This window comes from Streptomyces sp. NPDC057287 (genome assembly GCF_042667905.1).
Taxonomy (GTDB): domain Bacteria; phylum Actinomycetota; class Actinomycetes; order Streptomycetales; family Streptomycetaceae; genus Streptomyces.
In genome coordinates this window covers 1-12,527 of record NZ_JBHUYV010000027.1, presented here as the reverse complement: position 1 = coordinate 12,527, position 12,527 = coordinate 1, and the positions used below count along the sequence as shown (strand labels likewise).

14 protein-coding genes are annotated in these 12,527 nt (G+C 72.5%); 10 read left to right on the top strand and 4 right to left on the bottom strand.

Annotated elements, in window-relative coordinates:
• Nucleotides 1–180: 180 nt before the first annotated feature.
• Nucleotides 181–1,086 carry a hypothetical protein gene (locus ACFUNE_RS35105; RefSeq protein ID WP_383576584.1) on the bottom strand — a complete coding sequence of 302 codons (906 nt, stop codon included), beginning with the start codon at nt 1,084–1,086 and terminating at the stop codon, nt 181–183.
• A gap of 62 nt (nt 1,087–1,148) precedes the next feature.
• On the opposite strand from ACFUNE_RS35105, the gene dapE reads away from it, so the two are divergent.
• Together dapE and ACFUNE_RS35095 are read left to right on the top strand one after the other, a co-directional pair.
• Nucleotides 1,149–2,228, top strand: coding sequence for a succinyl-diaminopimelate desuccinylase (dapE, locus tag ACFUNE_RS35100; protein ID WP_383576582.1), 1,080 nt, complete (start codon nt 1,149–1,151; stop codon nt 2,226–2,228).
• An 85-nt stretch (nt 2,229–2,313) separates the two neighbouring features.
• A complete protein-coding gene (locus tag ACFUNE_RS35095; protein WP_356737962.1) occupies nt 2,314–3,099 on the top strand; it encodes a TIGR00730 family Rossman fold protein in 786 nt (261 codons plus the stop codon).
• 51 nt (nt 3,100–3,150) lie between these two features.
• On the opposite strand, the gene folP is transcribed toward ACFUNE_RS35095, so the two are convergent.
• Entirely contained in the window at nt 3,151–4,023 is an 873-nt protein-coding gene (gene folP / locus ACFUNE_RS35090; protein WP_383576580.1) for a dihydropteroate synthase, read from the bottom strand.
• 96 nt (nt 4,024–4,119) lie between these two features.
• Between folP and ACFUNE_RS35085 the strand changes: the two genes are divergently transcribed.
• Together ACFUNE_RS35085 and ACFUNE_RS35080 are read left to right on the top strand one after the other, a co-directional pair.
• The gene (locus ACFUNE_RS35085; protein ID WP_383576702.1) at nt 4,120–4,512 is read left to right on the top strand and encodes a DivIVA domain-containing protein; all 393 of its coding nucleotides are present in this window, start codon (nt 4,120–4,122) and stop codon (nt 4,510–4,512) included.
• Nucleotides 4,509–5,093 (top strand): DNA-3-methyladenine glycosylase I, encoded by a 585-nt coding sequence (locus tag ACFUNE_RS35080; RefSeq protein WP_383576578.1) that lies wholly within the window; start codon nt 4,509–4,511, stop codon nt 5,091–5,093. Before ACFUNE_RS35085 ends, ACFUNE_RS35080 begins: the two co-directional genes overlap by 4 nt.
• 2 nt (nt 5,094–5,095) lie before the next feature.
• Here the strand turns inward: ACFUNE_RS35080 and ACFUNE_RS35075 are convergent, their stop codons facing one another.
• Nucleotides 5,096–5,908, bottom strand: a complete 813-nt coding sequence (locus tag ACFUNE_RS35075; protein WP_383576576.1) for an enoyl-CoA hydratase/isomerase family protein — start codon at nt 5,906–5,908, stop codon at nt 5,096–5,098.
• 314 nt (nt 5,909–6,222) lie between these two features.
• Between ACFUNE_RS35075 and ACFUNE_RS35070 the strand changes: the two genes are divergently transcribed.
• On the top strand, nt 6,223–6,390 hold the full coding sequence (locus ACFUNE_RS35070; protein ID WP_003966491.1) for a DUF3117 domain-containing protein: 168 nt from the start codon (nt 6,223–6,225) through the stop codon (nt 6,388–6,390).
• A gap of 186 nt (nt 6,391–6,576) precedes the next feature.
• Here ACFUNE_RS35070 and ACFUNE_RS35065 read toward each other — a convergent pair whose 3' ends face one another.
• Entirely contained in the window at nt 6,577–7,242 is a 666-nt protein-coding gene (locus ACFUNE_RS35065; protein WP_383576574.1) for an O-methyltransferase, read from the bottom strand.
• A 177-nt stretch (nt 7,243–7,419) separates the two neighbouring features.
• Between ACFUNE_RS35065 and sigE the strand changes: the two genes are divergently transcribed.
• From sigE to ACFUNE_RS35040, 5 genes are all read left to right on the top strand, one after another.
• Nucleotides 7,420–8,181, top strand: coding sequence for an RNA polymerase sigma factor SigE (gene sigE, locus ACFUNE_RS35060; protein ID WP_383576700.1), 762 nt, complete (start codon nt 7,420–7,422; stop codon nt 8,179–8,181).
• Entirely contained in the window at nt 8,178–9,137 is a 960-nt protein-coding gene (locus ACFUNE_RS35055) for an anti-sigma factor family protein (RefSeq protein WP_383576572.1), read from the top strand. Before sigE ends, ACFUNE_RS35055 begins: the two co-directional genes overlap by 4 nt.
• 89 nt (nt 9,138–9,226) lie before the next feature.
• Entirely contained in the window at nt 9,227–11,110 is a 1,884-nt protein-coding gene (locus ACFUNE_RS35050; RefSeq protein ID WP_383576570.1) for a trypsin-like peptidase domain-containing protein, read from the top strand.
• A 120-nt stretch (nt 11,111–11,230) separates the two neighbouring features.
• Entirely contained in the window at nt 11,231–11,698 is a 468-nt protein-coding gene (locus ACFUNE_RS35045; protein WP_383576568.1) for a sec-independent translocase, read from the top strand.
• A 125-nt stretch (nt 11,699–11,823) separates the two neighbouring features.
• Entirely contained in the window at nt 11,824–12,486 is a 663-nt protein-coding gene (locus ACFUNE_RS35040) for a hypothetical protein (RefSeq protein WP_383576566.1), read from the top strand.
• Nucleotides 12,487–12,527 lie beyond the last annotated feature (41 nt).

Here is a 12,527-nt window from a genome sequence, read left to right as displayed (position 1 = left end):
AATGCGTCAGATAATCCGCAACGGAGGAACCCGGGCGAACGGTGCAGGGGGCAAGCGTGTGACGAACCGTCACTTCACCTTGTGGGCAAGGGGATTGCCCACTCGTGCGGGGGCTCAGGAAGGCTGGCGCGACGACGGGTCCGATGGGCCTCGGACGGCCCGTACGGATGACAGGGAGAACTACTGAGCGAGACGCATTCGGACGGTGCCGGCGAGCGATTTCCCGCCTTCGGCGCGTTCCGTCCGCCAGCCCGTGTCGGTTGTCCACACCCTGCCCGCGTACGAGACCTCGTCGATCCGCAGGGTGCCGGCGCGGGCGACCGCCCAGTGGGCGAGCTCCCAGCCCCGACGGGACGCCGCCCCGTCGCCGGCCGGCACGGGCACCGACACCGTGCTCGCGGCAGCGGCCCCCGCCGACCCGGCGGACGGCAGGACGTCCTTCCCGAAGGCGCGCGCCAGGTCGGACCGCACCTCGGCCGCGTCCCCCGGGCCCTCGGCCGCCGTCGACGGCGAGCAGGTCAGTGAGGCGGGGGCGCGCCCGGTCAGCGCGGCCGACAGCAGCGCCGCGTCCGGCTCGTGCTTGGCGTACGCCTGCGGGAACCCGCTCTTCTGGACCTTCTGCGCCGCGACGGTCAGGGGCAGCCGCGAGTAGCCGGGGACCTCGGCCAGGTGGTCGTAGAACTTCCCCGACGCGTAGACCGGGTCCATGATCTGCTCGGGGGTTCCCCACCCCTGCGAGGGGCGCTGCTGGAAGAGTCCGAGCGAGTCCCGGTCGCCGTGGTCGATGTTGCGCAGCGCGGACTCCTGCAGCGCGGTCGCCAGCGCGATCGTCACCGCACGCTCGGGCAGCCCGCGCGTGGTGCCCACAGCGGAGACGGTCGCCGCGTTGGCGGCCTGGTCGGGGGTCAGCTCGTAGGTACGTCCCTCGCCGCCGTCGGCGGGGCCCACGGTGCAGCGGGGCGCCCCCCTGTGCCCGGAGAGGTACTGCACGGCCAGATAGCCGGACAGTGCCACGAGCACGGCGAGAGCGGCCACGACGCGGAGGAGGCGGCTGCGGCGGCGGGGAGGGGCGCTGGTCCGGGGCACGGGGCCAACCGTACTGGAGGGTACGGCCGGGGCCGAGGCCGAAGTCCCTTAGGCTCGGGACCATGGATGGACACACGCTCGACCTCGCCCTGGACGGTCCGGAGCTCACCGCCCGGCTGGTCGACTTCCCCTCGGTCAGCGGGCAGGAGAAGGACCTCGCGGACGCGGTCGAGGCGGTCCTGCGCCCGCTGCCGCACCTGACCGTCGACCGCCACGGCAACAACATCGTGGCCAGGACGCAGCTGGGACGTGCCGAGCGCGTCGTCCTGGCGGGGCACATCGACACCGTCCCGATCGCGGACAACGTCCCGTCCCGGCTCGACGGCGACGGCGTGCTGTGGGGATGCGGGACCTCCGACATGAAGTCGGGCGTCGCCGTCCAGCTGCGGATCGCGGCGACGGTGCCGGAGCCCAACCGCGACCTCACCTTCATCTTCTACGACAACGAAGAGGTCGCCGCCCACCTCAACGGCCTCGGAAAGATCGCCGAGGCGCACCCCGAGTGGCTCGACGCGGACTTCGCCGTCCTCCTGGAGCCCTCCGACGCGCAGGTCGAGGGCGGCTGCCAGGGCACGATCCGGGTGCACCTGCGGCTGACGGGGGAGCGGGCCCACTCCGCGCGCAGCTGGATGGGTTCCAACGCGATCCACGCCGCGGCGCCCGTCCTGGCCAGGCTCGCCGCCTACGAGCCGCGCCGCCCGGTCATCGACGGACTGGAGTACCGGGAGGGGCTCAACGCCGTGGGCATCGAGGGCGGCGTCGCCACCAACGTCATCCCGGACGCCTGCACCGTGGTGGTCAACTACCGGTACGCGCCCGACCTCACCCCCGAGCAGGCGGAGGCGCACGTCCGGGAGGTCTTCGCGGACTGCGGCGTCGCCGAGTTCGTCCTCGACGACCACTCGGGTGCCGCGATGCCCGGCCTCTCCCACCCCGCCGCCAAGGCCTTCATGGAGGCGGTCGGCGGCACGGCCCAGCCCAAGTTCGGCTGGACGGACGTGTCCCGTTTCGGCGCGCTCGGTGTGCCCGCGGTGAATTACGGCCCCGGGGACGCGCTGTTCGCGCACAAGCGGGACGAGCACGTCAAGGTCGACCGGATCACCCACTGCGAGGAGCGCCTGCGCTCCTGGCTCACCAGCTGACTCACGGCATTCCCCTGCGCGTAACCTCCGCCGATCTACGCTGAAGCGACACACGCACATCGCAGGTCGGCGGAGGGAGCAGGTCATGGGCAACCCGGAGGACGCACGGATCCCCGAGGGCGCGCAGATTCCCGAGGGCGCGGTGAAGCCCGAGGAACAGCGACTGGGCCCGGTACTGCGTCGCAGGGACCAGGTCCAGCCGGGCACGACCGATCAGCGGCTGCTGGACTCCGAGGGCGACTCGGAGTGGGTCCACACCGACCCGTGGCGGGTCATGCGGATCCAGTCGGAGTTCGTGGAGGGCTTCGGCGCGCTGGCGGAACTGCCGAGCGCGATCAGCGTCTTCGGTTCCGCCCGCACCCCGGCCGGCGGACCGGACTACGAGGCGGGCGTCCGGATCGGCAGGGCGCTCGTCGAGGCGGGGTTCGCCGTCATCACGGGCGGTGGTCCCGGGGCGATGGAAGCGGCGAACAAGGGGGCCCGGGAGGCCAAGGGCGTCTCCGTCGGGCTCGGCATCGAGCTTCCCTTCGAGTCCGGACTGAATCCACATGTCGACATCGGCGTCAACTTCCGCTACTTCTTCGTCCGCAAGACGATGTTCGTGAAGTACGCGCAGGGCTTCGTCGTGCTGCCCGGCGGTCTGGGCACGCTCGACGAGCTCTTCGAGGCGCTGACCCTGGTGCAGACGGGCAAGGTGACGCGCTTCCCGATCGTCCTGTTCGGTACGGCGTACTGGGGCGGCCTGGTGGACTGGCTGCGGGACACGGTGGTCGCGGGAGGCAAGGCGTCCGAGCGGGACCTGATGCTGTTCCACGTCACGGACGACGTGGACGAGGCGGTCCGGCTGGTGACGAAGGAGGTCGGCCGGTAGCAGCGGCGGCGGGCCCTCCCGGGGCCCGCCGTCCCCGGTGCCGGGGACGGCTCAGGCCAGCCCCCGCCGGGCGACCGCCGGGGCCCTGTGTCCCGCGATGGACGCCACCATGTCCAGGACCTGCCGGGTCTCGGCCACCTCGTGCACCCGGTACACCCGTGCCCCCAGCCAGGCCGACACGGCCGTCGTCGCGAGCGTTCCGAGCACGCGTTCCTTCACCGGCTTGTCGAGCGTCTCCCCGACGAAGTCCTTGTTGGAGAGGGAGACCAGCACCGGCCAGCCCGTGGCCGTCATCTCGTCCAGCCGGCGCGTCGCCTCCAGGGAGTGCCGGGTGTTCTTCCCGAAGTCGTGCCCCGGGTCGATCATGATCCCGTCCGGCCTGACCCCGAGCCCGACGGCTCGCTCGGCGAGCCCCACGGTCACCCGCAGGATGTCCGCCATGACGTCGTCGTAGGCGATCCGGTGCGGCCGCGTACGGGGCTCCGCGCCGCCCGCGTGCGTGCACACGAGCCCCGCGCCGTACCGTGCGGCCACCTCGGCCAGTTTCGGGTCGACGCCGCCCCAGGCGTCGTTCAGCAGGTCCGCCCCCGCCTCGCAGACGGCCTCGCCCACGTCGTGGCGCCAGGTGTCCACGCTGATCACGACGTCCGGATGGCGGCGGCGCACCTCCGCGACGAACCCGACGGTGCGGCGCGCCTCCTCCTGGGCCGTCACCTCCTCGCCGGGGCCGGCCTTCACCCCGCCGATGTCGATGATCGCCGCGCCCTCCGCGACGGCCTGCTCGACCCGGGAGAGGGCGGGCTCGTCGCGGAACGTCGCGCCCTGGTCGTAGAAGGAATCGGGGGTCCGGTTCACGATCGCCATGATCACCGGCTCGTCCGGCCCGAATTCCCGCCGCCCCAGCCTGAGCGCCGCGCTTCCCATCCCTGGTTCCTCCTGTAGCTCGCCTGCGCCTGCGACCCTAACTGTCGGTGGCGCATGGCACGATCTGACCTGGACAGGTATTCCGCTCCCGGGGAGATGCACGTGTTCTGGTTCTTGCTGCTCACGATGGCCGTGGTCGTGGCCGCGGTCACCCTGGCGGTGGTCGGTGGAGGCGGAAGCGCGGTGCTGCAGGACGTCGAGCCCGAGCGGCTCACCGACCCGCTGCCCACGAACCGGCCCGTCGGCCGCGCCGATGTCGAGTCCCTGCGGCTGCCCATGGCCGTGCGCGGGTACCGCATGACGGACGTGGACGAGGCCCTCGGCAGGCTGGGCGCCGAGCTGGCCGAGCGGGACGCCCACATCGCGGAGCTGGAGTCGGCACTCGCCGGTGCCCAGGCGACCGCGGTGAACGGCCCCGACCTGTTCAAGCGCCCCGGGGAGCCGCCCGCGGCCGGGGAAGGTCCTCAGGACGGGGAGGGCGGCCGGTGAGCGGCGCCGAGCCGGCGCCCGACGGGCGCCTGCGCTGTCCGTGGGGCCTGTCCACGGAGGACTACCTCGCCTACCACGACACCGAGTGGGGCCGCCCCGTCCACGGCGACGACGCCCTCTTCGAGCGGCTCTGCCTGGAGGCGTTCCAGTCGGGTCTGTCGTGGCTGACGATCCTGCGCCGCCGAGAAGGCTTCCGCAGCGCGTTCGCCGGGTTCAAGATCTCCGCCGTGGCGGAGTTCACCGACGCCGACAAGGAACGGCTCCTCGCCGACGCCGGGATCATCCGCAACCGCGCCAAGATCGACGCCACGCTCGCCAACGCCCGGGTGCTGGCCGGCTGGGGCGCGGGCGAACTGGACGCGCTCATCTGGTCGTACGCCCCCGATCCGGCCACGCGTCCGGCCCCGCGCGTCCTCGGCGACGTCCCGGCGGTCACCCCCGAGTCCACCGCGCTGGCCAAGGAGCTGAAGAAGCGGTCCATCCGCTTCGTCGGCCCCACCACCGCGTACGCCCTCATGCAGGCCTGCGGCCTGGTCGACGACCATCTGGCCGACTGCGTGGCGCGGGGCGGCGGCCGGTAGCCCTACCTGCCGAGGTACTTCGGCCGCTGCTTGGCGAGGAAGGCCTCGACCGCGATCGTGTGGTCCTGCGACGCGCCCGCCCTCGTCTGGAGTTCGTCCTCCTTCTCCAGTGTCTCGGCGAGCGTGTGCCCTGCGCCGTGCGCCACGGAGGCCTTCAGGGCCGCGTAGGCCACCGTCGGCCCGTCCGCCAGGGCGCGGGCCACCGCGTGCGCCTCCTTGGCCAGGTCGGCCGCCGGCACCACCTTGTTCGCGATGCCCAGCTCGTAGGCGTCCTGGGCGGAGATCGAGCGCGGGAAGAACAGCAGGTCGGCGGCGCGGCTCGCGCCGATCAGCCGGGGGAGGGTCCAGGAGACGCCCGAGTCGGCGGTCAGCGCCACGCCCGCGAAGGACGTGTTGAAGGAGGCGGTGTCGGCGACCACGCGGTAGTCGGCGGCGAGCGCGAATCCGAAGCCCGCCCCGGCGGCCACCCCGTTGACCCCCGCGACCACGGGCTTCTCCATCTCCGTGAGGGCCCGGACGATGGGGTTGTAGTGCTCCTGCACCGTGCTCAGCGCGTTGCCGCCGTCCGCCTCGCGCGCCTCGGAGAGCTTGGCGACGTGCTCCTTGAGGTCCTGGCCGACGCAGAAGGCGCGCCCGGTCGCGGTGAGCAGAACCGCCCGCACTGCGGGGTCGTCGGCGACCGCCCGGAGCGTGTCGCGGAGCGCGACCTTGGCGGCGGTGTTCATGGCGTTCATCGCGTCGGGTCGGTTGATCGTGATCGTCGCGAGCCCGTCGCTCACGTCCGTGAGCACGGTGTCAGCCATGGTGTCGGCCATTCCTCAGTCCCCTTACGGCTCCGGCGTTGTGCCTGTCCAGGCAAGCATGGCGGACATCCGGCGGGCCGGACATGTGACCTGCGTCTAACGATTGGACCTCGGCTGGGGCCCGGCGGCGGCGCAGTATCGCAGCCGGATCGCCGAATTGGGTGGTTTTGAGAGAGCGCGTTGCGCAAGCGATGCCGGCCGATGTTGGTCATCGGGGTCTTTGATGCGGGATAATGCGGAGGAAGCATTGTGTTCGACGCCGGTGAGGCAGCGCCTGTCATGGGGCCGCCGGCTGCGATGAGCTGGTTTCAGGAAGGGGAACGAGCATGGCGGCCATGAAGCCGCGGACGGGCGACGGCCCGCTCGAGGTGACAAAGGAGGGGCGGGGCATCGTCATGCGCGTTCCGCTCGAAGGCGGCGGTCGGCTTGTCGTCGAGCTGACTCCGGACGAGGCCGATGCACTCGGCGACGCGCTGAAGAAGGTCGTCGGCTGAGGCGGAAGCGCCCACACTTCACCGCTGCCCCGGTACGGAATCCGTACCGGGGCAGCGGTGCGTCGGGGCCGGCTCCGACGCATGTCCCGTACACGGCCGGACGGTCGCCGCGCCAAGCCCGCGGTCAGCCGCGCCGCACCGTGCCGTGCCCGGCCCGCGGTCAGCCGCGCCGTGCCCGGCCCGCGGTCAGCCGCGCCGCACCGCGCACAGCAGTCCGTCGCCGACGGGCAGCAGCGTCGCCATGAGTTCCTGGCTCTCGCGCACGGCCCGCAGCAGCTCCCTCAGGCGCAGCACCTCGGCCGGCTGTGCGGCGGAGTCGATCGTGCGGCCGTCCGCGAAGACACCCTCGAAACAGACCAGGCCGCCGGGTCGCAGCAGGCGCAACGATTCAGCGAGGCAGTCCAGGCTCTCGAGCCGGTCGCCGTCGCAGAAGACGAGGTCGTATCCGCCGTCGGCGAGCCGCGGCAGGACGTCCAGCGCGCGCCCCGGGATGAAGCGGGCCCGGTTCGTGGCGAAGCCCGCGGCGCGGAAGGCCTCACGGGCGAACTGCTGGCGCTCGGGCTCCGGGTCGACGGTGGTCAGTACGCCGTCCGGGCGCATGCCCTGCAGCAGATAGATACCGGACACGCCGGTTCCGGTGCCGATCTCGGCGACCGACTTGGCGTCCGCGCTGGCAGCGAGCAGGCGCAGTGCCGCACCGGTGCCCGAGGACACGGGGCGGAGCCCTGTCTCGTGTGCCCGGTCCCGGGCCCAGAGCAGAGCTTCTTCCTCGGCGACAAAGGCGTCGGCGAATGCCCAGCTCGTCTGCCGGTTGGCGGTGATGACCCTCTCCTGTCCCCGTAGTTGGCGCAACGGTGACTGTATCCGCTGGACCCGGGAACCCGCTGATGGGACCGGGCGTTAGGAAGGGGCAGAGGGAAACACGTGGACCGGGCCCCGGGGCCGGGCCCGGAATGTTCCCCTTGCTCCCCGGAACACCGGGGCACCAGCAGGTAAAAGGCTTATCCGGAGCTAACGGGCGAGGTGGCTATGGTAGGGGCTCTACTGGACACCACCAGAGCCGATAGGGGAGGTGCGGCTGCGCCTGTGGATCGGAGAGGTGCGCTGCGGCGCTTTCTCAGGTCGGCTGGTGAGCCGAAATCCGTGACCGACATTGCTGACCGTTCTTCCAACGATTCCGCACCGACCGCGACCTTCGCCTCAGATGCGGATTCCCAGGCGTGGACCCCGCCCTCATGGGAAGAGATCGTCAGCACGCACAGCGCTCGTGTGTACCGCCTCGCCTACCGGCTGACGGGCAACCAGCACGACGCCGAGGACCTCACCCAGGAAGTCTTCGTCCGCGTCTTCCGGTCGCTGTCGACCTATACGCCCGGCACTTTCGAGGGCTGGCTGCACAGAATCACGACGAATCTCTTCCTGGACATGGTCCGCCGCAAGCAGCGGATCCGCTTCGACTCCCTCGGCGACGACGCGGCCGAACGGCTGCCGAGCCGTGAGCCGTCCCCGCAGCAGGTCTTCAACGACACGCACTTCGACGCGGACGTGCAGCAGGCGCTGGACACCCTCGCGCCCGAATTCCGTGCCGCGGTCGTGCTCTGCGACATCGAGGGCCTGTCGTACGAGGAGATCGCCGCCACGCTCGGCGTCAAGCTCGGGACGGTGCGCAGCCGCATCCACCGCGGCCGTTCGCACCTGCGCAAGGCGCTCCAGCACCGTTCGCCCGAGGCCCGAGCCGAGCAGCGTTCCCTCGCGGACGCGGTCCTGGCGGGGGAGGGAGGTACGGCGTGAGTGGCACAGGTCCGACCCCCGCGGAACAGCATCTGGGGGACCGGCTCGCCGCGCTTGTCGACGGCGAGCTCAAACACGACGCGCGGGAGCGGGTCCTGGCCCATCTGGCGACCTGTGCCAGGTGCAAGGCCGAGGCCGACTCCCAGCGGCGGCTGAAGAGCGCCTTCGCGACCTCCGCCGCCCCTTCGCCCTCCGAGGGCTTCCTCGCCCGTCTCCAGGGCCTCCCCGGGGGCCCCAGCGGCGGTGACGGCGGCCCCGGTGACGGCTTCGGCGGTGGCCGGCGATTCGGGGAGGGGATCTTCCCCGTGCTGCAGCCCGGCGGGCCCGTCGGCCCGGAGCGCTCGCCGCTGGACGGCTTCGGCTACCTCCCCACGCCCCACGGCTCGACCGCCGTGCTGCCGGGCGGCCCGTCCGCCTCCGGCTTCCGCATCCACGACGTGGGCCGTGACGCGGACCGTTCGCCCTGGCGCGCCCGGCGCTTCGCGTTCGTCGCCGCCAGCGCGGTCTCGCTCGCGGCCATCGCTCTGGGCGGTTCCCTCCCGCTCGACTACGGCCCCGAGCCGCCCCTCAGCGCCGAGGGCGCGGGGACCAGCACGCCCGCGCTCGACGCGGTGGACCGGACCGGTGGTGCCGCCGCGGTGAGCCGCAGCGGTGGAGGCGCCCTAGCGGTCGGGGACGACCGGGGAGCCCTGCCCGGCATCACGCCGTCCGCTTCCGCCCGATCCGCGCTCGCCTCCGCACCCTCGCTGCTGAGCACCTCGACGGTCACCGGGGGCACCTTCGCCTACCCGGCACTGAACGTCGCGGTGCCCCCGCTGATACGCCCGACCGACGCCGGCCCGTTGTACTCGGCCCTGCTCGGTGAGGGAGCGGACACGAAGCCGTCCGCACCGTCCGCCACGGCCTCCGCCCCGCCGCTGCAGGACCGTGCGATGCCGCTCACCCCGCTGCGCTGACCGGGTCCCTGCGCACGGATTCGCAAACCTGGTTGAATTCCGGCAGGGACGCCTCTGTGGGGCGTGCGAGGGCCAGTGGCGGGGAGAGCATGGACGACGGGAAGCCCAGCGGGCCGAAGACGAAGTGGTGGAGCCGTCCTTCCACGGAACGGAACCGCCCGGCCGGACCGGAGGACGACACCCCGGCCACCGCCGGCGCGGACGACGCGGGGCCCGCGACGGCGGGCGCCGGCGAGGCCGCCGTGCACGGAGCCGGGAAGCCGCCCGGGGCGGTGACACCGGACGGCGACTTCACACCTGCCCCGCCCTCCGGCGACTTCATCACCGCACCGCCGGCCGCCGCACCGCCGGCCGCCGCACCGCCGGCCGCCGCACCGCCGGCCGCGGGCCCGGTGGCGCCGGAGTCCGTGGTGCCCGCACCCCCGGTCGCCGAGCCGCACGGACCGTCAGCCGCCGGGCCCCGTGCGCAGCCGCTGCACGCGCCCGACGAGTACAGCACCCCGCCCTACGGCGGCCCGGGCCCCTGGGCGCCCGCGCCGCCCGTGCAGCGCCCGGTGCCGACTCCGGCCCACGGGACCGCCGTACCGCCCCCGTACGCCGGGACGAACGGCCACGGCGCGCCCGCGCCCCTCCCCGCCGCCCCCGCGCAGGGCGGCCAGGGGCACGGCGAGGTCTACGCACCCCCGGCTCCCGCGGTGCCGCAGCAGCCCGCGGCGCCCGGGACCGGCATGTCATCCACCTTTCCGGACCAGCAGTCCCCGCAGCCGGCCTCGCAGTGGCTGCGCTACGACCCCTGGGGCACGCTCCCGCAGCAGCCGCTGAGCCACCCCGGCCCCGGCCAGGGCGCGGACGCCCGGCCGCGCAAGGGCCGCCGGGGACCGCTCGTCGTCGCAGCGGCGCTGCTCGCCCTCGTCGCGGGCGGGATCGGCGGCGGAATCGGTGCCTACGTCGAGCGCAACGGCGGTCTGACCACGGTCGAACTGCCGCAGGCCGGCCGGGACGACGGAGGCCGCGCAGCCGACAGCGTCGCCGGTATCGCCTCCAGCGCGCTGCCCAGCGTGGTCACCCTGCACGTCAACGGCTCCGCCGAGTCCGGCACGGGCACCGGCTTCGTCCTCGACGCCAGGGGCCACATCCTGACCAACAACCACGTGGTCGCGCCTGCGGGCTCCAGCGGGGACATCACCGTCACGTTCAGCAGCGGGGAGAGCGCGCCCGCCGAGGTCGTCGGCAAGGACAGCGGGTACGACCTGGCCGTCGTCAAGGTGACCGGTGTCGCGGGCCTCAAGCCGCTGCCCCTCGGAAACTCCGACAACGTCCAGGTGGGCGACCCGGTGGTGGCCATCGGCGCACCCTTCGACCTGTCCAACACGGTCACGTCCGGGATCATCAGCGCCAAGGAGCGGCCCATCACCGCGGGCGGCGAGAAGGGCGACGGGACGGACGTCAGCTACGTCGACGCCCTCCAGACCGACGCGCCGATCAACCCGGGCAACTCCGGCGGTCCGCTGGTGGACGCCGAGGCCCGGGTCATCGGCATCAACAGCGCCATCCGCGCCGCCGACAGCGGATCCGGCCTCGAAGGCGGCCAGTCCGGCTCCATCGGCCTCGGCTTCGCGATACCGATCAACCAGGGCAAGCGGGTCGCCGAGGAGCTGATCAACACCGGCAAGGCCACCCACCCGGTGATCGGCGTCACCCTGGACATGGAGTTCACCGGCGACGGAGCCAAGGTCGGCGGCGAGAGGGCCGACGGCGGGGCCGCGGTGACCAAGGGCGGACCGGCCGACGACGCCGGCATCCGGTCGGGCGACATCATCACCGAGGTGGAGGGCCAGCGCGTGCACAGCGGCGAGGAACTGATCGTCAAGATCCGTGCCCACCGCCCCGGTGACCGGCTGGCGCTCGTCCTGACCCGCGGTGGCAAAGACCTGACCATGACTTTGACGCTCGGTTCGGCGAGCGGCACCTGACGGCCACCGGCAGGTACCGCGAGGACAGCTTCGGCGGGTACCGTGGAGCGGTCCGGGCCCCTGACGACCTGGCGGCGGAGATCACGCGGAGACCACGCAGAGAACACGAGGAGCAGCAAGGTGTTCAATGACATAGGCGCACTCGAGCTGCTGACGCTCGTGGTTCTCGCCGTGCTCGTATTTGGCCCGGAGAAGCTGCCGAAGGTCATCCAGGACGTCACGCGCACCATCCGCAAGATCCGTGAGTTCTCGGACAGTGCCAAGGAAGACATCCGCTCGGAGCTCGGACCGCAGTTCAAGGACTTCGAGTTCGAGGACCTCAACCCCAAGACGTTCGTCCGCAAGCAGCTCATGGACGGGAACGACGAGCTGGGGCTCAAGGAGATCCGGGAGAGCTTCGACCTGCGCAAGGAGATGGCCGAGGTCACCGACGCGGTGAACGGCAGCGAGAGCGCCTCGTCCGCCGGCAGGGCCGCGGCGTCCGGGGCCGCTGCCGCGACCGGCGCGGCGGCAGCGCCCGACCTCCTGAAGAAGCCCGCTCAGCCGGCCAAGGACGAGCGCCCGCCCTTCGACGCAGACGCCACCTGAGACCCGTCAATCCCGGCTCGTCCGGACGGTATGGCTATTCTCCATCTGTCCGGTTGCGAGTTTGCCCATGCCCACGGGGGGAGGGCCGCTCCGGATCAGCGAATGATCGAGGAGGCGGCCGGGCAGTGGAGACGACGAGTCGGGCAGGGGCGGACGGTGCGCCCAGCACAGTCACCGCAGAGGGGTTGCCGGCGACCCGGCGTACTGTCGACGGCTATCTCAAGGCGCCGTTCCCCTGGTACGGGCTGGACGAGGCGTTCACGGGGCCGCGCTGGCTGATGCACGTCACCGCCGCGGCGGACGACACGGTGCAGCACGGTTCCACCGGGCACGGCGAGGAGCCCGTCGTGCGGGCGGACGCCGGTGCGGAGAAGGCGCGTTTCGCCGTGGTCGTGACCGTGGGCAGCAGCCCCGTACGGCACAGCGACGACGGCACGGGGGTGCTGGACGCGACCACGGTCGCGTCGGCTGCCTGGCTGGCCGGTTCCGGCCTGCTGGACTGCACCTGGCCCCCGCAGATGGACCACACCCTGCGTGGTGAATGGCTGAACCAGCAGACCGAGACCGCGTTCGAGATCGCGGACGACCTGGGCCGGGCGCCCTGGTCGACGCTGTCCCTTCCCGTGGACGGCGTACCGGTGGACTTCCACTACCGCGAGTCCGAGTTCGGCTGGGTGCTCGCGGGCTCCGCACCCGACGGGGTCCACATCGGGGCGTACGGGCGCGGCATGAGCGCCTACGGCCTGGGATTCGCCGTGATCGGCGACATCGCCTCGTACGAGAACTGAGCGGCACGCGGAACGGGCGGGGGCGGCCTCCTCTTCAGGAG